General features: G+C 41.5%; 17 protein-coding genes. 12 read left to right on the top strand and 5 right to left on the bottom strand.

What is annotated here, in order from left to right; genetic code table 11:
* Positions 1-370: 370 nt before the first annotated feature.
* Both CWC03_RS06655 and CWC03_RS06660 read right to left on the bottom strand, forming a co-directional pair.
* The gene (locus tag CWC03_RS06655) at positions 371-3,541 is read right to left on the bottom strand and encodes an efflux RND transporter permease subunit (protein WP_138581094.1); all 3,171 of its coding nucleotides are present in this window, start codon (positions 3,539-3,541) and stop codon (positions 371-373) included.
* Positions 3,542-3,546: 5 nt separating this feature from the next.
* The gene (locus CWC03_RS06660) at positions 3,547-4,722 is read right to left on the bottom strand and encodes an efflux RND transporter periplasmic adaptor subunit (protein ID WP_138581096.1); all 1,176 of its coding nucleotides are present in this window, start codon (positions 4,720-4,722) and stop codon (positions 3,547-3,549) included.
* Between the two features lie 236 nt (positions 4,723-4,958).
* Here CWC03_RS06660 and CWC03_RS06665 point away from each other — a divergent pair, with 236 nt between their 5' ends.
* Positions 4,959-5,207: a YkgJ family cysteine cluster protein gene (locus CWC03_RS06665; RefSeq protein ID WP_138581098.1), complete on the top strand. Its 249-nt coding sequence runs from the start codon at positions 4,959-4,961 to the stop codon at positions 5,205-5,207.
* 261 nt (positions 5,208-5,468) lie between these two features.
* Here the strand turns inward: CWC03_RS06665 and rsmF are convergent, their stop codons facing one another.
* Entirely contained in the window at positions 5,469-6,908 is a 1,440-nt protein-coding gene (rsmF, locus tag CWC03_RS06670; protein WP_138581099.1) for a 16S rRNA (cytosine(1407)-C(5))-methyltransferase RsmF, read from the bottom strand.
* Between the two features lie 154 nt (positions 6,909-7,062).
* Between rsmF and CWC03_RS06675 the strand changes: the two genes are divergently transcribed.
* The 4 genes from CWC03_RS06675 to CWC03_RS06690 all read left to right on the top strand — a co-directional run bounded on the left by CWC03_RS06675 (position 7,063) and on the right by CWC03_RS06690 (position 11,319).
* The gene (locus CWC03_RS06675) at positions 7,063-8,490 is read left to right on the top strand and encodes a sigma-54 interaction domain-containing protein (RefSeq protein ID WP_138581100.1); all 1,428 of its coding nucleotides are present in this window, start codon (positions 7,063-7,065) and stop codon (positions 8,488-8,490) included.
* Between the two features lie 141 nt (positions 8,491-8,631).
* Positions 8,632-10,014 (top strand): cytochrome c oxidase accessory protein CcoG, encoded by a 1,383-nt coding sequence (ccoG, locus tag CWC03_RS06680; protein WP_138581101.1) that lies wholly within the window; start codon positions 8,632-8,634, stop codon positions 10,012-10,014.
* A 153-nt stretch (positions 10,015-10,167) separates the two neighbouring features.
* A complete protein-coding gene (locus CWC03_RS06685) occupies positions 10,168-10,743 on the top strand; it encodes a cytochrome b (protein ID WP_138581103.1) in 576 nt (191 codons plus the stop codon).
* Between the two features lie 3 nt (positions 10,744-10,746).
* Positions 10,747-11,319: a YceI family protein gene (locus tag CWC03_RS06690; RefSeq protein WP_138581105.1), complete on the top strand. Its 573-nt coding sequence runs from the start codon at positions 10,747-10,749 to the stop codon at positions 11,317-11,319.
* Between the two features lie 94 nt (positions 11,320-11,413).
* Here CWC03_RS06690 and CWC03_RS06695 read toward each other — a convergent pair whose 3' ends face one another.
* Complete coding sequence (locus CWC03_RS06695; RefSeq protein WP_138581107.1) at positions 11,414-12,244, bottom strand: TIGR02285 family protein; 831 nt, start codon at positions 12,242-12,244, stop codon at positions 11,414-11,416.
* Positions 12,245-12,527: 283 nt separating this feature from the next.
* Here CWC03_RS06695 and CWC03_RS06700 point away from each other — a divergent pair, with 283 nt between their 5' ends.
* The 5 genes from CWC03_RS06700 (at position 12,528) to CWC03_RS06720 (ending at position 21,741) form a co-directional block, all read left to right on the top strand.
* Positions 12,528-13,115 carry a dienelactone hydrolase family protein gene (locus CWC03_RS06700; protein WP_138581108.1) on the top strand — a complete coding sequence of 196 codons (588 nt, stop codon included), beginning with the start codon at positions 12,528-12,530 and terminating at the stop codon, positions 13,113-13,115.
* A 69-nt stretch (positions 13,116-13,184) separates the two neighbouring features.
* Positions 13,185-14,162: an acetoacetate decarboxylase gene (locus tag CWC03_RS06705; protein ID WP_138581109.1), complete on the top strand. Its 978-nt coding sequence runs from the start codon at positions 13,185-13,187 to the stop codon at positions 14,160-14,162.
* Between the two features lie 114 nt (positions 14,163-14,276).
* Positions 14,277-16,520, top strand: coding sequence for an NAD(P)-binding protein (locus tag CWC03_RS06710; protein WP_138581110.1), 2,244 nt, complete (start codon positions 14,277-14,279; stop codon positions 16,518-16,520).
* Between the two features lie 194 nt (positions 16,521-16,714).
* On the top strand, positions 16,715-18,955 hold the full coding sequence (locus tag CWC03_RS06715; protein ID WP_138581112.1) for a TonB-dependent receptor: 2,241 nt from the start codon (positions 16,715-16,717) through the stop codon (positions 18,953-18,955).
* A gap of 104 nt (positions 18,956-19,059) precedes the next feature.
* Positions 19,060-21,741, top strand: coding sequence for an ATP-binding protein (locus CWC03_RS06720; protein ID WP_138581114.1), 2,682 nt, complete (start codon positions 19,060-19,062; stop codon positions 21,739-21,741).
* Positions 21,742-21,806: 65 nt separating this feature from the next.
* Here the strand turns inward: CWC03_RS06720 and CWC03_RS06725 are convergent, their stop codons facing one another.
* Complete coding sequence (locus CWC03_RS06725) at positions 21,807-22,643, bottom strand: M61 family metallopeptidase (RefSeq protein WP_138581115.1); 837 nt, start codon at positions 22,641-22,643, stop codon at positions 21,807-21,809.
* 134 nt (positions 22,644-22,777) lie between these two features.
* On the opposite strand from CWC03_RS06725, the gene CWC03_RS06730 reads away from it, so the two are divergent.
* Together CWC03_RS06730 and CWC03_RS06735 are read left to right on the top strand one after the other, a co-directional pair.
* Positions 22,778-23,167 (top strand): hypothetical protein, encoded by a 390-nt coding sequence (locus CWC03_RS06730; RefSeq protein ID WP_138581117.1) that lies wholly within the window; start codon positions 22,778-22,780, stop codon positions 23,165-23,167.
* Complete coding sequence (locus CWC03_RS06735) at positions 23,149-24,141, top strand: NAD(P)H-quinone oxidoreductase (protein WP_138581119.1); 993 nt, start codon at positions 23,149-23,151, stop codon at positions 24,139-24,141. Before CWC03_RS06730 ends, CWC03_RS06735 begins: the two co-directional genes overlap by 19 nt.
* Positions 24,142-24,893: the final 752 nt, after the last annotated feature.

Genomic DNA, 24,893 nt, shown 5'->3' on the forward strand with positions numbered 1-24,893 from the left:
TGCTCTTTTATTTTTGTTCTCCTGAGTGTGTTTTGATCGCGACGCTCGACTTGCCGCCTAGTAATCTAAGCAAAAGTTGAGCAACAATGAACAAAGCGCACTCAGGGGAACCCAAAGGACAGCGCTTGATTGGCATTTCTACTGTGTTGCCCCACAAGGATGTGGGGTAAGGTGACTTTGCAGGAGCACAAAGTCTTTATCGCCTAACTTACATAGAATAACTATGCTACGCAGGCTCTGCCTTGTATAAATACCAATCAAACTGCTGCAAAAACAAACTTGAAAGATCAACAGGCCCTAAGCGACTTGGTATAAAAAATAAAAAAGCTCGGAAATTTCCGAGCTTTTTTGAGGGCTAGTAATTTGTTACTTAGTGAGTATTGGAGTGTAGCTCTGGTGTCGCTTGTTGGCTATCGGCCGAGTCTTTACCTTTAAACCATTTGCGGCCAACGCGTTTAACATCTTCAAGTGCCACATATTGACAAGGGATAAGCACTAGGGTGATCACCGTGGCAAACAACACACCAAACGCAAGTGATACAGCCATTGGAATGACAATTTTAGCTTGTAGGCTCGTTTCCATTATGATCGGTACAAGCCCGATAAAAGTAGTCAATGATGTGAGCAAGATTGCTCTAAAGCGTTTACATCCGGCCTCGACGGCAGCGGCTTTTAAATCGATGCCTCGTTCGCGGGCTTTGTTGACAAAATCCACCATAACCAAAGAGTCGTTTACTACAACTCCAGCCACGGCAATAATTCCGAAGAAAGACAAGCTACTCATGGTCATACCTAACACCATGTGACCAAACACGGCGCCGACCACACCAAATGGGATCACAGACATAATGATGACAGGCTGAGAATAAGAACGCAGTGGAATTGCCAGTAGTGCGAAGATAATCATTAATGATAGGGCGAAGTCACGAATTTGCTCAGCAACACTGTCCATTTCTTCTTGTACGCGACCCGCCACTGCACTTTGAACGCCAGGGTAGTTCTTTAATAGACTAGGAAGATATTCGTCACGAACCTGTTTTGCTATCTCAAATGGTTGTGCGGTTTCTGTATCAACTGATGCCCAAACATTAATCGTGCGTTTGGCGTTTTCGCGGCGAATTCGGTTAACACCGTCTACCAATTTCACATCAGCCACTTCTACCAACGGCACTTCTGCACCTTGAGGTGTTAGAATACGCACATCCTGAATATCACTAATGGCATCACGGTGTTCTTTAGGGTAACGGATCATTACCTTGATCTCTTCTCCATCACGTAAAATACGCTGTGCTTCAAGGCCGTAATAACTGAAGTTCACTTGGGATGCGACATCAGCCAACGTAAGCCCAAGGCTGTACGCCAAAGGTTTCAGCTCAAGTTGTACTTCATCGGTTGCTGATTGCATAGAGTCGTTGATATCACCGACCCCTTCGATAGTTGCTAGCTTGTCCTTTAGTTTCTGTGCGACTTCACGAAGCTCTTCTTTGTGTTTACCTTCTAATCTAAAGCTAATGTCTCCGTCATCACGGCCACCATTCATAATGCTATCTTGAATGTTTAGTGATTTAACACCTGGCAGTGCAGGCATTGCATCACGCCAGCGGGCGCTGAGTGCAAAGGTATCGATTGGACGCGCATCTGGCTCAACCAAGATCACCATGATATTTGCGCTTGTGCGGCCGTTCATGTTTACCATGTAATCACGGATCATTTTTTTGCCGTACTCAGTCTCAATTTCTTTGTCGACACTCAGTACCATTTGCTCGATTTTTTGAATTGACTCAAGTGTCGCGTTTTCTGACGAAGATAAGTTCATATCAATCGAGATACGTGGAAAGTCATGTGGGATTTTTGGGTTAGCAACGAACTTCACTAAGCCACCAGCAAACATTCCGGCACTGATAATTAAAATAGTTAAAAAGCCAACGATAACGGTATAACGATAGTGAATACAGCGCACAATGAATGGGCGGTAGGTGTTTTCAATGAAAGATTGAAGGCCGCTATCCATTTTTTCTCTGAGGCGGTGGAACGGATTTTTAGGGTTGCTTGGCTTGTCTTTCATCGCCGCTAAATGCGCAGGTAAAACCAGTTTAGACTCAACCAAAGAGAATAATAGGCACAGAATTATTACGCCACCAATAGCTTTAGAAAATGCTGCCGTTGGTCCGGTTGCTAATGTTTGCGGTAAGAAAGCGGCAACGGTAGTCAGCACACCAAAAGTGGCAGGGATAGCAACACGTTTTACGCCACGAACGACATTATCGAGACTATGACCATGCTTTTCTATTTCTGCATGGGCGGATTCACCGACGACTATCGCGTCATCAACGACAATTCCCAACACCAAAATAAAGGCAAACAGTGAGGCTAAGTTAATCGTTACGTCTAAATAGCCCATTGGCATCATTAAAAATGCACCTAAGAAGCTAACTGGCAACCCCATCATGACCCAAAATGCTAAACGCACACGTAAAAATAGAGCAAGCATTAGCATAACCAATACGCCACCTAACGCCATATTTTCAAGCATCATGTTGAGGCGGCCATTGAGGTAATAGGTCAAGTCAATAAAAGGTTCAAGTTCTACGCCTTGTGGTAGCGAGCCTTTCTTTGCCTCCAGATAGTTCTTGATGATATCTGCAACTTTGGTGATGTCTTGATCTTTTGATGCGCTAACTTCATACACCAGTGAGTTCTTACCATTGTATTTAGAGTATTGAAGTCCTTCTTCAAAGCCATCGTTGATGGTGGCGACGTCGCCTAAGCTAACCTGTGCGCCGTCTGGTAGTGTTAATAAGGGGAGCTTTCTAAACTCGTCACCGCGATAGGCTTGGTTTTCAACTCGCATTGAAATATAGCCATTTTCGGAGCGAATTTGACCTGCAGACATGTTCGCTGAGAAGCTCTTTACTGAATCCGAAATCGCTCTAAAACTTAGGCCGTATTCGCGCATCTTATCAGGGCTTATCTCAATAGAGATTTCGTAGTTCAGACCACCATCAAAACGTACAAGGTTAACGCCAGGTAACGACAGCATTTCTTCATGAATGCGATTACCCAGTTCTTTAAGATCATGGGGACTTAAGTCGCCATTGAGTGATAGCCACATTACTTCTTGGGTTGCCTTGTCGTGACGCACGATAGGGCGCTCCATGCCAGATGGGAAAGTTGAGACGGAATCCACCTGCATCTTGACTTCGTCGAGCACTTCTTTGGTGTTGTACTGCTCATCTACTTCAATCCAAGTTTGTGAATAACCACGATTAGAGTAGGTGATCAGGCGTTTGATCCCTTCGAGACCTTCCATGGATTCCTCGATCTTAATCGTGATCCCTTCCTCGACCTCTTGAGGTGCCGCACCCGGATACACGGCTTGAACACTTATCCAGTTACTATCGTATTGCGGAAACATTTGTTTGCGGATCGAAAACGCAGTAAGCAAGCCACCTACAATAATAAATATCATCAATAAGTTTGCTGCAACTGGGTTACGCGCAAACCAAGCAATTAAGCCTTTTTCTGTGCTTTTACTATGCATGAGCCTTACTCCTCTTTGAGCGCCAGTTGTGTGTTAGCGCTTTGCGAAGGAGCATCGTCTGTACGAAGTTGCATCCCTTCAGAAGGATAGTCCAATGCCGAAGTAATAATCTGTTGGCCTGACTCAACGCCGCTATCAACGACGACCATACCATTGTATTCTCTAATAATATTGACCTTTTTGTAGCTCAGCTTATTATCGTCATCCAATGTTGCAACACGACCTTCTTTTACTAAGTGATGAGGAAGCATAGTGGCATTTTGCACTAATAAACCCTGAATATCGGCGTTGATATAAGCGCCAAAACGCAATGGTTTTGCACTGTTTTGATAAGGCTGTTCGACTTGTGCAACAAGGTAGGTCATGCGGCTTTTGTTATCTATAACGCCTTCACTGCGGACGATTTCGCCTTTCCAACTCATCGGTTGACCAGCGACTTCAGCGGTGATCACGACATCGGTACCAACACCTTGTTGCGGTAAATATTTCAATTCATTATCGGCAACAGGGAGGCGTACCTCTGCAACAGATGTCGCATTGAGTTTACCAAAGCCATTGCCAGGATTGACTACACTACCAAGGCTTACGGTACGAGACTCTATAATCGCATCGTAAGGCGCTTTGATGTAAGTACGCTCCAAATTTCGGTTCGCTCTTTTCACTGCAGCCTGGGCAGCTTTAAAGCTTGCTAACTTTTCAGCGAGCTGAGGTTTTCTTAAATAGAGCTCGGAAGGTATTTTTTCGTTAGCGTTTGCTTTAATCCTTTGCCATTCTGCTTTTGCTACTTGCACCTGAGCTTGTTCTATTTCTAGCGCTGAGCTGGCTTGTGCTAAAGCCGCTTCAGCTTCAATCAGCGACGCTTCATAGTCATTTGGGTCGATGCGAGCAAGCACGTCTCCTTTTTTGACAAAGCCACCTTTGACAAACTTGTCAGACAATGAAATGACTTGACCACTTACTTGAGCAACAAGCTCAGTACTATATTTTGGCATCACGATACCGTATGACGATACGTTAAGCTTAACTTGGTCAATATGAATAGGTTGAACTTGTACGAGAGGATGTACTATTTCTTCTTTCTTCTCTTCTGGAGGTTGTTTCATTGCAGACATGGCAACAGCCGCTGCAATTCCCACCGCAAGAACGGCAATTGGTAGAATTATTTGTTTTTTACTAGCCACGTTAAAATCCTTCCTGTTGAATGATTTTTAATGACCCAGATTAACGGCTCTAGATCATCGATAAGCTTAAGAATACGCGAATAGTTATGTCGAGGTGTTTAAATCCAGACTGAATATGTAACAAAGCTTTGCGTACCTAAATTTATCGTTACATTCTTAAAAGCGATTGATGCTTTTACGTGTAGTCGATTTTTCGATAAAATGCACCACTGATTGTCAAAATTGCGAGAAACAGAATGGATTGTAGGCTTGGTTGTGGCGCTTGTTGTATAGCACCAAGTATTTCAACACCCATTCCGGGTATGCCAAATGGTAAACCTGCGGGGGAGCGGTGTATTCAACTAGATGAAAATAATCTGTGTAAACTGTTTAACCAGCCAGAGCGTCCACTGGTGTGTTTGCAATTTAAGGCCATGGAAGATGTGTGCGGTGACAGTAATGAAGCCGCGATGCAGATCATCACAGAACTCGAAATGTTGACCTAACTAGCCTCTGGTTAACTGATAAAAAAACGCCCAGAAACTTACCTGCTAAGTTCTGGGCCTAGGGAAAGGCTCAAGATTGAGCCGTGCGCTAACTAAAAACACCTTCTAAGACTGTAGGGAGAAGTAGAAAGTACTGTTAAGTTTAGTTAACCTTTCATTCTTTTTACAAATAAATGAATGATTTATTAAGTTTATATAAAACAAAGAGTTGTTCTTTATATTCATAATTGGTCTTAAAAATATCAAAAGGGTATATTCAGGTTATACCCAAGTTATCAACAGGCCGTCTTTAATTAAATCCCGAGGCAAACTGTTTTTAACTTTATTCTTTTGCCATTTTCCTAACCCGACGGCACTGCCACATAGCGTGAGGATCACCTCTCCCGTTAGTTTGGTAACTTCATCTAGGCGTATATCCTTGCCATTAAAGTAATCTTTTGCTTGCTCTTTTGTTAGTGCTAAAGTGTTTTTAGACGCTAAGTGACCGAAAGTAGTGGCAAACTCATGCTCTAATCTTACCCCGTTTTTATGGGTAGTACCGATTAAAATCCCTATGCGAGAATATTTGATCTTATCTTGGATTGCTTCAAAGTTGTCAGGAAATAGCCACACCTCTTTATCGCGCTGCATCAACTTACCGTCAAGTTGGGCAATACCAAACTGTTTCTTTAGTACGGATAACAATAGTTGAGTGGTTTTCTTGTCTAGTTCTTCAAAAGGGAAAGCGCCTTTTTTCTGTTTTGGGTTCTTAACTTCAACCGTGCTTAACTTCTTAAATCGAGCAATGAAAAACCCCTCGCTATCATATAGCTGAGGCCACACATGCAAGTATCCTTCGGACGTTGTTGCTTTTTCAGCACCCTCAAATAAAGTCGATAGGTTTTCGACTGCTACTGCTTGGGGGTAATTATCAATAAGGTGTTGGCATACTTGCTGATTTTCCAATGGTGTTAATGTGCAAGTTGAATACACTAAGGTACCACCTGGCTTTAAGGCTTGAAATGCGCTATCTATCAGTTGCTTCTGCACTTGTGCAATTTCAATATTAGACTCAATCGACCAATTTTTAAGGGCATTTGGGTCCTTTCTAACAGTGCCTTCTCCAGAACATGGTGCATCAAGCAAGATGTTATCAAAACATTCATGCATATAGTCGCCAAAGATACAGCCGTCAAAGTGAGACAACGCAACATTTCGTATACCCATACGTTTCATATTTGCCGCAAGCGCTTTGAGTCGAGATGAAGATAGCTCATTAGCGATTAGTACGCCGCGGCCATCCATGTAAGCTGCGAGTTGCGAAGTTTTCGAACCCGGTGCTGACGCCATATCCAAATTAATATCATCACTGCAGATAGTCGATTTCAGTGCCGTGGGCGGCAACATGGAACTAGCTTCTTGGACATAGATGCAGCCACTTAAATGGATATCTGTGTTGCCGATAGCAAGATTAGCTTCTTCTTGTTCACTTCTTGATATCCAAAACCCTTCCTCACACCAAGGGATCGGCTCTGCCTGCCAATCACTTTTTTCGCAGTAGGCTAAGAATTCAGTGACAGACATTTTTAGGGTGTTGACTCTGACTGCTCGGCGTAAAGGAGACTGGCACGTATCTATAAAGTCTTCGATGCTAAGGTGGTCTGGTAAGTAGGTTTTTATGTCGTCTAGAAACGCGCTGGGAATATAAGTTGATTTGTCCACGCAGTTACTCAATTTGAAAGCTTTATCTCATTTTACACTTTCATGAGCAAAAAATGCATGCTTGTTGTGACGGTTACGATTATTAAGCAAAACTCATGGCTGACAGTAAAAGGTTGTAGTTATATAATGGTCGCGAAATATCGCGAGGATTACTATGTCTATTATCAAACATTTTTTGGCGGACCCTAAATTATTACTGAATGCGGTTGGAGAGGGGATCTATGGTTTTGACCTTTCTGGTAACGCTGTCTTTGTAAACCCGGCTGCGGAGCGTATGACTGGGTGGCAAAGTGATGAGCTTTTGGGGAAAAAAATACATCAGTACCATCATCACAGTCATGCAGATGGAAGTGAGTATCCAGCTGATGAATGTAACATCTACAAAACCATGTTTGACGGTAAAACACGGCAGGTAACCAATGAGGTATTCTGGCGTAAAGATGGGAGTTGTTTCCCTGTAGAGTATACCTCAACACCAATTTTCAAAGAGCAGCAAATTATCGGAGCGGTCGCGATATTTCGCGATGTATCACAGCAGCACAAAACTGAAAACGCGCTTCGTGAGGCACTGAATAAAGTTCAAGTACTTACTGAGCAGCTTAAAGATGAAAATGCCTACTTGCTAGAAACATTAAATGAAAATTGGCAAGACTCGGGTTTGGTAGGTAGTAGTGCAATATTTCAGGCCATGTTGGCGCAGCTTGAACTGGTTAGTCAGACCGACAGTACGGTATTGGTTTTAGGGGAAAATGGCACGGGTAAAGAGCTTGTTGCCAGAAATCTGCACCGTCTTAGTGAGCGCTCAGCACAACCTTTCGTTAAAGTAAATTGTGCTGCTTTTTCACCAACCTTGATTGAGTCTGAGTTGTTTGGGCATGAAAAGGGTGCATTTACTGGAGCGAATGAGAGGCGTAAAGGGCGTTTTGAACTGGCGGATAAAGGGACTATATTTTTGGATGAAATTGGCGAGTTACCGCTAGAGGCACAAAGCAAGTTATTACGTGTATTACAAGAACGAGAGTTTGAGCGTGTAGGCGGAAGTAAGCCGATTCAAGTAGATATACGGATAGTCGCGGCGACCAACAGAGATTTATGGAAAATGGTCGAAGAGGGAGAGTTTAGAATGGATCTATATTATCGTTTAAATGTTTTTCCTATTCGAGTGCCTGCCCTACGAGAGCGTATAGAGGATATACCGGTATTGGCCAACAACCTCATCGTGCAGCTTAACAAAAAGCTGGGTAAGCAACTACGCGGGATCTCCAAAAAGGCTATTCAAGCGCTGCAGCGTTATGATTGGCCGGGGAATATTCGAGAACTCCAAAACGTGCTGGAGCGCGAGGCGATATTATCTAAAGGTCGTTTACTTGATTTATCTCAAGCACTTAACGCTACTGAACACCATAAACCTGAAGACGGTGAGCTGACTTTGGCGCAAGCAGAAGCCGAGCACATCTTAAGAGTGCTAGAAATAAGTAACTGGAAGATCGCTGGCAAAAACGGTGCGGCGGATAAGCTAGGGTTACCCGAAAGTACTCTGAGGTCGAAAATGAAAAAACTAAAAATTACCAAACTTTCGTGACATTTCGCGTCTATTCGTGATATTTCGCGATGTGGAAAATTTAATAAAAATTAAATCTATAAAAATCAGGGTTTTATAAACTTTCAGATTGGTCTGAAAGTTGCAGTATCAAGCTTGTGTATTACCAATGTAGCAAATAACATGAAGTTTGATATCAAAGAAGAAGACATGATCATTAAGCCCTATAAACAAGAAGGGCCTATTTACGTCAGAGAGCAAAAAGGATTTTTCCAAAAAATAAGGAGAAATCTTGGTTGGTTTTTAATGTTAACTTTCGTTCTTATTCCTTGGATCCCTTACAACGGACAGCAGGCCATTCTACTTGATTTTGGTACGCAGCAATTTAGGATCTTTGGTGCTACCTTTCTCCCACAAGACTTTATGATTCTTGCTTGGATTTTTATGGCGGGTGCTTTTGCCTTATTCTTTGTCACAACTTGGTTGGGTCGAGTTTGGTGTGGCTATACTTGTCCACAAACGATTTGGATGCTGATGTTTACTTGGGTTGAGCACCGAGTGGAGGGGACTCGCAATCAAAGAATAAAGTTGGACAAATCAGACTGGAATAGCAAAAAAATCGCTAAGAAAACGGCAAAACACGCTATTTGGTTGATAATTTCCGTGTTTACCGCCACGTCATTTATGGCCTATTTTATTCCCGCAAAAGCGCTATATCTCGACATGTTTACGCTTGAGTGGACTGGCCTGACTTGCTTCTGGGTATTTCTATTTGCACTATGCACATATGGAAATGCGGGCTTTCTACGAGAAAAAATGTGTACCGTTGCATGCCCATACTCTCGTTTCCAATCGGTTATGTTTGATAAAGATACCTTAGTCGTTACCTACGACAGTGAGCGTGGCGAAAACAGAGGTCGCCGTAAACGCAGAGACGATCCAAAACAGCTAGGGCTCGGCGACTGTGTAGACTGTAATTTATGTGTTGAAGTTTGCCCAGCTGGTATTGATATTCGTAATGGTCTGCAATACGAATGTATTAACTGCGGTTTATGTATTGATGCGTGTAACGAAACGATGAATAAATTTGGTTATCAGCCAGATTTGATTAAATACCAGAGTGAACATGAGCAAGCGGGTAAAAAGTCCAATCCATTTAGGCTAAAAATTGTAGGTTATGGTGCGATTACCGCTTTGATAATAGTCACTATGGTGATTTGGGCATTCAACCGTACGCCCATAGAAGCCTCTGTCATTCGCGACCGAAATGCGCTTTATCGTGTTAACTATGAGGGCTTAGTTGAGAACCCATACACCTTAAGCGTAATAAATAAAACGCAACATGATCTGACTTACACTGTAAGTTTGAAGGGACTGCCAAATGCGCAGCTGACCGCCCCAATTACTACGCATATCGCCGGTGGCGACATGGCATTGATCCCAGTAACAGTTACAGCCGATGGTTATGAGCTTAAAGGTAAGCGAACTCCAATCCAATTCACTATAGAATCGCAGCAAGATGCCAAGATTAGCATAACGAAAGACAGCTACTTCTATAAAAACTAGTTTACACTCCCCCCGACTCAAGGCGCTTGTTTTATGAAGCGCCTTTTTTGTGTGCATAAATGCACAATCTGACGCTAAATTTATGGCTTTCTCTCTGAACTTTTAGCGTATAAGCTTACTCTTATTGAGAATGAGTTTTATTAGCTGAATATTATGTTTAAAAATACATCACAAAACTATGGTTTGTTAGCCATCATCTTTCACTGGCTCAGTGCGCTTGTGGTATTTGGCATGTTTGGCCTTGGATTGTACATGGTCGAACTCAGTTATTACGATCCTTTCTACCGTGACGGCTTACAGATTCACAAAAGCACCGGAATACTGCTGGCAGTTTTGATAGTACTCAGGCTGATTTGGAAGGTTGCCAACCCTAGCGTGAAGCCCGAAAGCGAAGCTACTTCCATGGAAAAATTGCAAAACATAATAGCGCGTGTCGTTCACGTCGTTTTGTATCTTGGCTTGTTTGGGTTGTTTGTCACAGGTTACTTAATCTCTACCTCAGATGGTAGAGCAATAGAGGTATTCAACTGGTTTTCTGTTCCAGGTCTCGGGGAGTTGTTTGAAGAACAAAGCGATATCGCAGGCACTGTGCATTTATATATTGCTTGGGGGCTCATTGGATTAGTAGCGCTACACATTGTGGGAGCGCTCAAACACCACTTTATTAATAAAGATCGTACCTTAGTTCGAATGCTTAAGGTATCAAACGTTACAAAAGTTGAGGATTAAAACATGAAAAAAACAATCATTGCATTAAGCATGGCGGCTATGACTTTGTCGGCTGGAGCAAATGCTGCGGATTATGTAATTGATACTAAGGGGGCACATGCCTTTGTAAACTTTAAAATTAAACACTTAGGATACAGCTGGTTGCATGGTCGATTTAATAGCTTTGAGGGCGACTTCAGCTATGATGCAAAAAATCCAAATGCATCAAAAATTAATGTAGTAATCGATACCGCTTCTATTGACTCGAATCACGCAGAGCGTGATAAGCATTTGCGTGGTAATGACTTTTTAAACGTCAAAGCAAACCCTAAGGCGACTTTTAAGAGTGATTCGATTACTTTTAGCGATGATACAAATGCGAAGGTGAAAGGAAGCTTTACACTCAATGGTGTAACAAAGCAAATCGAGTTTGATGTTCAAAAAGTGGGTGAAGGTAAAGATCCTTGGGGTGGATACCGAGTTGGATTTGAAGGCGAAACCCAGCTAAAGCTTGCTGACTATGACATCGACTATGATCTAGGCCCTGCATCAACGCACGTTACCATCGGTTTGCACTTAGAAGGTATTCGTAAGTAATCTCTACTAGCACCACGTGTTACTATGGGCGTGGTGCTGCGCTTTATATTCTAGGAGGAGTCCACTTTTCAAGCGCAATATCAGCTTTAGAAAGTTAGTTTTTAAAAATACTAGCTAGCTGTGGCTGAAATTGTTCTGGTAACCAACGGGACATCGCCATTCTAAACTGCTCGCTTTTGTGTGCTTGTTTTAATGCTTCGTTAATTACAGCTATTTGCTCCTTGCCAATCGCATTGTTATTACAGCCTGCATACCCAGCAGTTATCTGTGAGGCGATACTCAATCTGACTTGTGTCAATTCATCTTGCGTATCTACGTGTAATTTGTGGTAGTGGTGCTCGCTTGGGTATCCGAGTATCACATCGACTCTTTTTTTGAGTAGCATAAAAGTTAAACTCTCTAGCGTATCTCTCCCAGGCCTAACGAGTACTTGCTTAGTCGGTAAACTCGCTAATAACGCGTCAATTTCATTACCAAAGGAACGATTTGCTGCAACGCCAACGGTTAGTCCGTGTTCAGTCACCAGTTTTTCTAAATCTATCGCACTGTTTGTAATGCCAAGCGACTGTGCGACATCTTTCCTTAGCGCAGCAGAAGTTGACAATCCGATGGTGGAATACTCATCACTAAAAGCGATATTTTTTTTTCGTTCGGCCGTTTTGTACAACGAGATCATACAATATTGGTTGTTGACATTAGAAAGCTCATATATAGCCCTAGATGCAGGGAACACTTTATAATTGAAAGTGTAGTCGGGCATCTGTTGTTGAATGAGTTTTATCAGCAACTCGTCTCGTCCTTGCCCTTCCAAATTATCAGAGAGGATATAATAAGGAGCAAAATCTATAACAATCCAGGTTATTTGTTTTGCAAATATAAAACTGGATTGAAAGGCAATGAAGAGGAGTAAGATGATTTTGATCAAATTGGGTCACTCTTGCTGAACTTACAATAAGCTTAGCATTGTTTGCGATATTGATGATTAAATTAATGTTTATTTAATTTGTATTTAATGTTTACAGAGGTTGGCGGTATGCTAGCTTTAAAAGAGGTTTTAGTTTTGGGTAAAAACGTGTTAAACACAGCTCAGTTAAGCGATTGAATATAGAGTTTGATTGCAGCGCGTTAATCCAATATAAGTAGATAAGGCCGCATGGCAAGGAAAGTCATACAAGCCAATAACTATAAATTATTTATAAGGAAAACCAATGGCTATATTAATCGTTACCGATATTTTCGGTCATACGGATCATATTGATCGTTTTTCTAAATCACTTGGAAGTGACGTGCAGGTGCTTTCACCATTTGTAGAAGAGCCAAACCGTGTCTCTGAGTCGGATTGTTATAATCTGTTTTTGGCGCAGTGTGGTCATCGTTTATATGCTGACAAAGTATCAGCAGCGATTTCTGAATACAAACCAAAACTAATTATTGGCTTTAGTGCGGGCGGAGCTGCTGCCTGGGTTGCATTGTCTGAACAAGGTGCATCTCACTCTGTTGAGCAGCTTATTGCATTTTATCCCAGCCAAATACGTAACCATCTAACTATTAAGCCCAGCTGCGATGTGTCTATCTTCTTTGCTCAAGTTGAATCTCATTTTGACGTTGAGCCCGTTATCGAACAGTTAAAAGATAAAAAAGGGCTGGATTGTATCCGAACGCGATATTTACACGGTTTTATGAACAAGCTCTCGGGTAACTATGATGAGTACGCATACTCGCATTATCAGTATTTTTGCCAGCGAGAGGCACGTAACTATATCGAGGTTGTGCAACAAGAGCCGGAGTTTTCATAACAACATACGCAAAAGCGGCTTGAGCGAACTACACTAAACACTAACTTATCATACTTTAAGGAGTGAAAGATGTATCCCGAGTTGCCTGATTATCAACATTTTTATAGTAATCCGATCGCCAAACCTCCATGTAGAATGTTAAATGCACAAATGTATGGCTTCTTTGTCAAAGGAAAGAAATCAACAATCCAAACCTATGTTGATAAAACGCTTAATTCGGTTTCTAGTAGTGAATTTGTATTCAGGGCCTTAACGGATTGGTGCTTATTGACCTTTACTGATATTGAAAATATCGCATCAAAAGTGCCGCCATTTAGTAATTATGGATATATGCAAGAAACCGATGTCATTGTCTGGTTACCAATTCTACAAGTCAATCTCGAAACGTTAAAAGCAGAGCATCTGTATTGGTATCCTGCGTTTATCTCGGTCAACAACATTAACGCACTGATAAATGGTCGAGAAATATGGGGCTACAACAAATATTTATGTCGCTACGAAATGCCTGATAATTTTGGCGACCCACTGAACTTTTCTCTCTCTTTGGAGACCTTTAAGGAATTTGATCCCAACGTCAAAATGGCATGGCATGAATTGTTATCCATTAAACCTGAGGATGACGGGGAGTCATGGCTAAAAGAAGTGTTGGAAGTGGGTGAAGAAATTGCTGAGCTTTTCAAAGATTCGGTGTCTGATTTAGATGTCGATAGTCAATTTCTTAAGCAGTTCTTATCGGGTTTTACCCACCCACAAATGGATCAAATATTATTTAAGCAGTTTCCAGATGGCCATGCCGAGAAGTCTGTATATTCGGCAGTGGTACATTCCCCTTCTGAAGTGAAGAAAATCCACAAAATTGGTTTTATCAAAGATGACTTAAGCCTGAACCTACAACGAATGGATGCATTTCCACTCTATAAAATGTTTGGCATTCCATTAGGCAAAAGCGAGGTCAAACTACCTTACTTTGTGAAAATGGACTTCGATCAGGCAGGAGTGGAAGAAATTGTTTCCAGTGCTCAGAGTATGGCTAATCTCCATCGTTAGTATATTTGTGGCATAAAAAACACGATTTTTTACTAAAGCGATATTTGCATGTTTAGTTGTCTTCCTATGTGGCTTTAGGTGTTGCTCGTCAACACGTTGGAAAAAGGAAGGTTTATGAGTAAACAAAAAGTAGCAATACTTGGCGGCGGCGTTTCGGCGATGACAGCTGCGGTATACATGACTGAACAAGAAGATTGGCAAGAGCGCTATGATATTACCGTTTATCAGCAAGGTTGGCGTTTGGGAGGCAAAGGGGCGAGTGGTCGTAATGCTGAATACGGCGAGCGTATTGAAGAGCATGGTCTTCACGTTTGGTTTGGTGCCTATGTCAATTCTTTTAGGGCAATTGAGACAGTTTATAATAAGCTTGAGCGCTCAAGTGATATCCCCATTCACACTTGGCAACAAGCACTAAAACCGCATAGTTTGGTCGTGTTACAAGAATATATCGACCAGCAATGGCAAACTTGGTCGGTAGACTTCCCTGAGATCCCAGGTAATCCAGCAAATGGCACTCTCGATTTGCATTTTTGGCAGATTCTGAAATTGCTTGCGGCTTGGCTACACAAATGGGTTGATGATTTGGAATGCGAAGTTGAGAAAACGCACAAATCGACACAGCTCAAAACAAAAAAAGAAAGAGATAAAACGCTACTCGCTCATTTGGGCCAAGAAGTTAAAAACTTTTTTGACAGTGTTGAAGAAAAAGCTAGCGCTTTATTTGATGACGCAGAAAACCATGTCCAAGAGGTAGTATCCACGCCAAAGCTGTTAATAACACAACTCAGTAATTTTTTAACGGTGCGTGAAGCTGATCACCGTTTAGAAAATAAGAAAGATCACTTACTTGTTTGGTATATGGTTCGAAAAATTAGACGTTGGTTAAAGTCAGAAGTAAACGACTTGATTGATGACAACCCATTGATAAGGCGTCTGTACATATGTATAGATCTCGGGGTTGCGATGACCATTGGTATGCTACGTGACAAGGTTTATTCACGCGGTTTTGGTTATATTGATCGGTATGATTTTAAACAGTGGCTAAGGCGTAATGGTGCAAATGAATCTTTGTCCGTGGAATCAGCGCCGGTTCGCGGTTTTTATGATCTCGTTTTTGGCTATGAAGACGGGGATTTTAAAAAACCAAATGTCGAAGCAGGCGTTGCGGCTTTGGCTATGCTTAGGATTATGCTGTGTTATCGAGGCGGTGTGATGTGGAAAATGCAAGCGGGAATGGGAGATATTATTTTCTCCCCCATTTATGAGCTGCTCAAACATCGAGGCGTTAAGTTTGCTTTTTTTCATCAGGTTGAGTCATTACACTGTGCACAGGATGAAAACGGTCATCATGTTGATAGTATTCAATTAATTCAGCAGGTTAAACTAAAAGAGGCGCAATGCTACGAACCTCTAGAATTAGTCAAAGACTTGCCATGTTGGCCGAGCGCTCCACTGTGGCAACAAATTGAACCGCAGCAAGTGGCACTACTTAAAGAACATGAGATTAACTTAGAGTCTTACTGGTCTAATTGGGAGGTGGTTTACCAACAAGCATTTGGACAGAGATTACCGAGAAAAACACTAAAAAAAGGTACTGATTTCGATTTAGTGATTTTTGGGATTTCAGTCGCAGGCCTTGAGCCATTATGTCAGCAACTATTGGCCAAAGATAATGACTTAAAGCTGCAAGCTGAAAAGGTTAAAACTGTAGCGACTCAAGCATTGCAGTTGTGGCTCACTAAAACTGACAGTGAACTAGGCTTTCACGATCCTTCTGGCAGTAATGAACCACCAATATTAAGCGCATTTTCTCAACCCTTTGACACGTGGGCTGCGATGTCTAATTTACTAGAGGTGGAGGATTGGCCAAATTCACAGCCCAAGAACATTGCCTATTTTTGTAGTGCTTTTACCTGCGCAGATTATCCACCTCCGAGCGATCATGAATTTCCTGAACGCATGAAAGCTCAGGTAAAAGAAAACGCTTTGCAAAAACTTAGATTGCAGATGCAACCACTGTGGCCAGAGGCGTATCATGGTGACGACTTCGACTGGAACGTATTGTTTGATGTTGATAATAATGAAGGCGAAGCTAGGTTCAATACACAGTATTGGAGAGTAAATGTCGACCCTAGTGAGCGTTATGTGTTAAGCGTTGTTGATAGCAGTCAATTTCGACTATCTACTGACGGCAGCATATTCAATAACCTCTATATTACCGGAGATTGGATTAAAACCGGTGTCAATGCAGGTTGTGTTGAAGCTGCCGTGATGGCAGGCATGCAAACCAGTAGAGCTATCACCGGATATCCTCAAAACATAAGTGGAGAATCAGGGTTTGAGCCGTTTAATCTTTGAGTAGTTAGTTATGCTATAAATATATCTCAAGCCTTGCAATTTGCAGGGCTTAAATCCCATCTTGGTATAATTTCTTATGTGTAATGAACTATAACTTGAACCTTAAAAAGGTAATAGGGTTCATTTGTTTGGGGGTCTTTTTAATTCAGCTATACTAATAGTGCAATTGCATGATATAGCTCGGGATTCAAACTATGCCACATCCAAATGTGCTGTTAAATACGATAACACTAACATTACTCTCAGTAGTCTCGATGGAAACATCAGCACAAGTCGAAGAAGAAATCGAAGTCATTGAGGTATACGCTCAAAAAAGAAAGCAATCTATCAATGATGTTGCTATCGCCGTTAAACCCATATCCGGACAAGTAATCACTGACGCTGCACTGAAAGATACGACCGAACTGGGGAGTTTAGTTGCGAACGTCAAAATCAGTCAAAATGCAGCTGAGGGAACGCCCCCCGCGGTCAGCATTCGAGGTGTTGGACTTGTCGATTACAATACGGCTAACACTTCACCGGTTGGAGTGTATTTAGATGGTATATCTGTTGGGTCTGCGAATAATCAAATCATTAACTTGTTTGATATTGAACAAGTTGAAGTACTGAAAGGTCCTCAAGGTACACTTTTTGGTAGAAATACCACTGGGGGGGCTATTTTGGTGCGTACGGCACGCCCAACAGATGGTGATTTTGCTTCTGTCAGTGTGGGGGGCGGCTCTGATTCTTTAACAAGAGCAGGTGTAATGCTCAATTATAGTCTAGATCAAAATAGCGCAGTGCGACTTGCAGGTAGCCACAATAATTATGAGTACACAACGTATAATCTCCAGCCTGACGTTCCAGAGGCGTATATGGAACAAAACGATGCTCGATTAAGTTATTTTGGCGAGTTTGATAAGCTTAGTGTTTTTGTGAAATTAGATTATGGTCATTGGAATGGACTGGTTCAGCCGGTCGGAAATATCGGATTATTTTCTAACCCTTTGGATGGCTCGTTGTGTTCTCCAGCGCAAGCGGGCACTAGCAACTGTGTTGATGCACTTGGCTTTAATATAGGCAGTGACGATTTTTGGGCTGTGCGGGTCAATAATTATCAAAAGCATCACAGTATAAGCAAAGGTGTTACAACAGAGATCGCGTATGCACTGGATGAGCGGTCTCAACTTATTTATCTTGGAGCTTTCAATCGCTTAGATAGGATACATGGATTTAATTGTGACGGAAGTCCATTTTCATTATGTGAAGGTGAGCTAGGGCTTAAAAGTGAAAAGCTGGTGAATGAACTTAGATTTGAGCAAAGTATAGAGACTGGCTTTCTAACGGTAGGCTTGTTTCAACTAGAAGAGCGTATTTATCAAGATAATTTCAATGACCTATTACGTGATTTTAGGGGAACTTCTAATGGGGGAAGTGCTGCGACCTTTTTCTATGATAATGATATCAAAGTAAAATCAATAGCTTTGTTTGGTCAATATGAATATGAAGTCAGTGAGCATACTGATGTGCTTGTAGGAGTAAGGTATAGCGATGAAGACGTGAATTATGACTCTTTTTCCTACCTAAATGTGCCGTTTGGAGATAACCTCACTGGCATTCTAGTCCCTGCGTACGACATTGAGGGAAAAGAATCCGATAGTAATTTGTCGGGAAAATTTTCAGTTATCCATGAAGTGAAAGCGGATAAAAGTGTTTATTATAGTTTATCTAATGGTGTAAAAAGCGGCGGCTATAATGGTGGCTTCCTTATTTCGAAGGATGCGGCGATACAAGCAAGTTATGGTCCCGAAGAGCTAGTCGCTCATGAAATAGGAGCCAAGCTGTTATTTAATGAGCTTAAACTTCGTACAAATTTGGCCGCTTTTTACTATGATTATAAAGACCAACAGGTATTTATGAATCAGGCCTCAGAAGTACCTGGAGCACCGCCTTATCAGTTACTTGAAAACGTAGGTAAGTCAGAAATCTATGGTGCAGAGATAGAAAACACTTGGTATCTATCGGAGCAAGCTCAGATAGGCTTAGATATAGGGTATATACCTGAAGCTAACTTTGAGGAGTTTATCGATCCAGTTGGTGTTGTATTGACCGACAATAGACTACCGTTTACATCCGAATGGAATATCTCAGGACAAATAAATTATGCATTTAATTGGGATGAAGTTAGTATAAAAAGTAGAATAGCATTTGATTATCAAAGCGAATATTACTTTGACCAAAATGAATCTCCCTATGCTAAGCAGCCCAGTTATATGCTTTGGAATGCCAATCTACAGGTGGAGTATAGAGACTGGCAGTTGGGTATTTGGGGTAAAAACCTTCTAGATAAAGAATATAGTCACCTTAAATTTGACCTAAGCAGCTTTTTGGGAATGTTGGAAGACTTTAAGGGGGAGGGAAGAAGGATAGGTATGGATGTAACATATCGTTTTTGATTTTGTTTGAGCACTAAAAAGAGATAAGTCACCTGACTTGGGGGTAGAAAACTTGCAAATAAAATACCGAACCACAGGTAACTTTATTGAGGTAACTGACTAGAATGCGTTTGCTACTGATCATATTTAGCATAACTCTGTATTCTAGCTTCCTCTATGCAGACCAGCCTGTGTTGAAATTGACACAGCCTTGGCATTATCAAAATTTACATCATATTGGGAAGGCTTATGAGGCAAGTTCCAATACGAGGTTTCCTCAAAGCTGGGATGACTTGAGTGCATGGGAATCTATTCATGAACCACTAAAGAAGAGGTCGTTGTTTTCTGGTCGTTACTTTTTGGTTACTAAAGTCAGAAATGAAACGCCGTTGAATGAATTTGTGCTTTATCCATATAATACGGTATTGAGCAAAATTGAGTCGAGGATATATACACCGGAAACGGTCTTGCGAGTTTTTTCTGGGGGGAAGGTCGACAATGAATTTGCATTTCATTATGGAAATCAAATCACACTAGAGCCGAACCAAGATTATTATATCGTTACGCTATTCGAGAGTGAATTCTTTTACACCCCTGTAAAATTGACTATTGAGCCTCTGAGAGACTACCAGCAGAAAGTGATCTATGAAAATCTTATCATGACGCTTTGCTTTGGTGTCGGCATTGTTTTAGGGCTATATAACTTATTAATCTATATCGGCTCTAAAGATATCACCCATTTTTATTACGCATTGTTCACTTGTGTATGGGTATTTGCGTGGAGCCATTTCTTTCATATTCCCGACGAGTTATTTGGATTTTACTCTGCAAACTTACATTGGTTAGGTTTTGCACTTGCACCATTAACCAACGCGTTATTTTATATCCATCTTTTAAAACTCAAGGATGTTCATCCAAACTATGTGTCAATCTCTATCTGGCTCGGAGTGATAGCGGCACTTGGGCTACCGTTTTGTATTCTTTTCCCAGGTTTTGGCTTTATTTGGGCAACATTGGTAACGGGGTTAGCGCTCTGTTTCGGGCTATTTGTCGGTATTAAGCGTTGGGTTGAGGGCTTTAAGCCAGCTCGCTATTTTGTGATGGCATATATTGCAATGGCGATCCCCAATATGGTGGGCAATTTAACTAACTTAAGTTTGCTGCCGGAATCGTCGAGTAACTTATATCTTTACGGTTTAATAGGTACTGCGCTTGATGCATTGCTGCTGGCCTTCGCAGTTGCGGACAAATTTAGAATTACCAGTGAAGAAAATATAGAACTCAATAAAAACCTTGAAGCAAAGGTGTTAAAACGTACCTATGAGTTAGAGCAGGTGGCCTCAGAGCTTAGAGATGCTAGTGAGGCAAAAAGCCGATTTTTGGCGAATATGAGCCATGAAATAAGAACACCAATGACGTCAATTATTGGCTATGCCGATGGTATTATGCTCGGAGATATTAAGCCACATGAGCGTAATCACGCCATCTCCGTTATTTTACAAAACTCGCGTCATGTACTTGGACTAATTAATGACATTTTGGATATGTCAAAAATTGAGGCTAATAAACTAGAAGTTGAGTTGGTGGAGTCAAACCTTTTCCAAGCGATTGCGCATGTCGATTCGTTGTTGGGTAAGCAAATTAGAGATAAAGGGCTTGAATTTGCATTGAATTATCACTTTCCACTGCCTGATTTTGTGGTTATTGATCCTACTCGATTGCGGCAGATATTACTAAATCTCACATCTAACGCAATGAAGTTCACTACGGTTGGTAAAATCTCGATTGACGTGGCGTGTCAAAACGACCACCTTATGATCACGGTACGAGATACCGGGATTGGAATGACAGCGGATGAGCAAAAAGAACTATTTAGTGCGTTTTATCAGGCTGACTCTTCCACATCAAGGAAATATGGTGGGACAGGACTTGGACTAAATATCTCCAAAAGCTTAGCGAGAAAGTTAGATGGTGATATTTCGGTAGAAAGTGAGGTAGGTTCAGGTACAGCCTTTACTCTTACTGTTGGCTTATATACCACCGAAAAAACAAAGTGGGTGAAAAGTCTCGCTCAAATTGGTGATGTTCGTGAACAAGGCACAATACCGGATGAAATAAATCAAGAGCTTAAAGGTGAGGTGTTATTGGCTGAAGATAACACAGACAATAGTAAGCTTATCAAGCGTATTTTAGAGCGTATGGGCTTATCTGTGACGGCAGTTGAAAATGGTCAGCTAGCGGTACAGGCGGTACTAGATGGTGATTTCGATTTGATATTAATGGATATCCAAATGCCGGTAATGGATGGTGAGCAGGCGTTTAGCTTTATTCAGGCAACGGGGTGTAGTACGCCTGTGATTGCATTAACTGCCAACACCATGCAACATGAAATTGAGCGTTATTTAAAACTTGGGTTTAGTGATCACCTTGCAAAACCAATCGATAGAGTCGTGTTCAGTCAAAAAGTAGCCTATTATTTGGACATCCAAGTCGATGAGGAAGTTGATCTGCCAGAAGCCGAGTTTTGCCAGTTAAAACAACAGTATATTTCTGGGCTGCATGAACAAATCATTCAGATCAAGAATCAAGCTAAGTATCAGGATTACGATGCGTTAGCAAAAACAGTGCACGCGATCAAAGGCACTGCTGCGATGTTTGATTGTATTGATATTCATAAAATAGCAAACGAGTTGGATGTTAAGCTGAAGAATAAACAACTTGACTGTGTGGAAGTGCAGCTAACCGAATTACTTGGCGCAATGACAACAGCAATAGAATCAGAAAAGCAACAAACCAAGCAAGCTTAGTTTTCTACGCCTTATTAATATTGATAGCGGATAGAGATGATAGCGAAAGGATTCTATAAAACACTTTATCTTAATGGCTGAAGACTATAGATTTGAGCCTTGCTTAGGGCTGGGAAATCCTTCCGCTGCTTATAGTTAGCATATAGATTGGAAAATATGGTTGTTTTAGATAGTTTATCTAGGCTCGCAATAAATAAGCGTCCACTGATTCTGTCTCCCGATATTAAACTGCTTTTACAGCACCGCTGAAATGAGGAAATAAGCGCTTTGATAGTGTTCTTATTGCCCACATCCTGTAGTGCAATTTCTGCTTCCATAAAGAATGCAACCCCACTCCAATAGACTCTTTGTTGTGCGTTTAATGACCACATTTGTTCGCTCATTGCTTGAAGTGCTCCTTTATTCAGTTGCGTATTTTTTGCACCTCGGCTGAGCCCTGAGATTAACCTAGCACGAAACTCGTCAACATTAAAAATATCATTTTCTAGCATAATGACATTTTGTAAATAGGTAGCAAGCCCCTCTGCCAGCCAAAAATCTGCGTGGTCAAGCAAAGGGTGATAAAGGTGAGCAATTTCATGGTACAAGGTCCAATCTTTAATCAGCACTCGGCTTGAGGTAAATCGCTTAATTTGGAGTAGAATAGCATCGGGTTTACCACGTTGAACCGTTCCCCATGGCACTGGCTCAGATGCGAATAAGCTTGGTTCAATAATAAATGGAAGTGTTTGCTGTTGTAGTACTCCTAGGGTATGTTCTGTTGTTTCAACACCGTGTTTTAGCCAAGTTTCCACATGTTGTCTATCACTGCTACTTATCCAGCTCTTATATTCGATTTCAATTTCTGTTGCCTGAGTGGATGCAATTAAATTGAACGATAGTATTAGCATTAATAATTTCATTACTTTCTCTACAAGGGTTACTTGGTGAATAGACCTGAGAGCGCATCATTTCATTCTTGATGTTGAGATTATCTCAACTGACCTCGTTGAGTGACTGTGTAAAACTGAATAAAACAACGTTAAAGGGAAATAAGATGAAAGTCACCGCACTTAGTTTATTGTTATTGAGTCCAGTTGCTTTGGCAAATCCACTTTTAGGTACTTGGGAATTTGTTGAGGGGAAATATGCCACTACAGGTGGCATTGTATCAGCGCGAGCGCCTAGCTTGACGTCGATAAAGTTAATCACTCAAACTCACCACAGCTACATTACGCAAAGTGAAGGAAAGTTTAAATACGCCGGTGGAGGGAGTTACAAAATAGAGGGAGATAGATTTATCGAAACCTATGAATATGGAAATGTTACTAGCTTACTCGGTCGAACGATGTCATTCAGCTACAAGGTTGATGGAAATTTATGGCATCATGAACTGTATGAAAATGGTAAGTTCGTCGAGAAGGAAATATGGAAAAAAGTTCAGTGATCCCAAAGAAGATGCGTTATATCAGTCACGCATCTTCTCAGCTTCAAATCCAGTACACCGAAACACCGACATTGAGTGCAAAGCAAGTGCTAATCAAAGTGCATGCGTTTGGGGTCAATAGAGCAGACATTTTGCAAAAACAAGGAAAGTATCCTGCGCCTGAAGGCGATAGTGAGATATTGGGCCTAGAAGTGTCTGGAACGATAGTCCAAGTGGCGTCTTCTGAGCTTGAACATTTACTTGGTGATCAAGTGTTCTGCTTAACCTCTGGCGGCGGCTATGCTGAGTACGTTGTTGCACAAAGTGAATTACTCATGCCGCTAACCGAAGGTCTGTCATTGAGCTATGCGGCAGGTGTAGCAGAAGTATATCTTACGGCCTATGATGCGATTGTGCGAACTGGGCAGCTAAATTCTAATGGGGTTTTACTTTGCCATGGCGGTGCTTCAGGTGTTGGCAGTGCTGCCATAAGGATTGCAAAAAGGCTAGGTGCAACGGTCATTACTACCCAAAGTAGCAAGGAAAAGGCCGAGTATGCAAAGTCTCTGGGGGCAGATCATACTATTAATTACTTAGACTGTGATTTTGCTGAAGAAATGAAAAAGCTTGGTTTGAAAGCAAATGTCATTCTTGATCCAGTCGGTGGTGAATACCTCAGAGCGAATCTAAGAGTTGCAGCCATGGATTGCCATTGTGTCATGCTCGCTATGCTAGGCGGAAGATATACAGAACTAGACTTTGCCAAGTTACTCGCGAAAAGGTTCAACTTGCATGGAAGCACGTTAAGAAATCGCTCTTTAGATTATAAAAGGGAATTAGTGAAAGATTTTCTGAATGAGTTTGGCTCGAAGCTGTCGGATCAGACGATGAAGATACCAGTGTATAAGGAGTTACTTTGGGATGAAATTGAGCAAGCCCATGATATTCTCGAACACAACCAGAATCTCGGGAAGGTGATAGTTAGAGTTAGTTAACTGTGTATTTACACAGTTTCCATTCTTTCCGTCTTAGTAATTAGGGAATGAATAATTTGATGTTTAAAATTGAAGAAAAAGTACCTTGCCCAGAGGAATATTATGATTTGCGAATGGCCGTGGGATTATCTGCAAAACCTCTATAAGCAAGCACAAGGGGCGGTGGCTGCCTAATTCATGTATGGGTTGCAATTCGACATAAAAAACAAGGGGCCGGGCGGTTGGATACGGAGGTTGTAATTTCGAGGTCGTCGATGTTGCCGCCAGTCCGCTTTATCAAGGGCTGGGATTAGGGCGTACAGCAACGTGAATACATTGATGGTTACTTAGCATCAAATATGTTGCTTGGCTCTTGTGTTTCAATGATTGTAGACGAGTCAACTTTTAAAAATTGGGCTACCGCTTAGTAGCTCCTGCAAGTTAAGGAATGACAAAGAAGATCCCATCGAAAGCTAAAAATTTGAATTCTTAACCTTTTGTTTTCTTTATTTGAATGAGATCTTGTAGTGGTACAACGAGTGGATCTAAATTACCAACCTTCGGTACGGGGTATGGAAAGTAGGGAGTACTTTTTCTCATTAGATAAGATTGAATATTGAGGAATGGTACAACTGAGAGGATTCGAACCACCGACCTTTGGCGCGGGTTATAGAGAGTAGGTAGTGCTTTTTCTTTACTTGAATTAGATCTAATGTTGGTACAATACGAGATAATAAGAAAGTACTATATTTCAATCTTGTTATTATTCTTGT

This window comes from Pseudoalteromonas sp. S2755 (assembly GCF_005886535.1).
Taxonomy (GTDB): domain Bacteria; phylum Pseudomonadota; class Gammaproteobacteria; order Enterobacterales; family Alteromonadaceae; genus Pseudoalteromonas.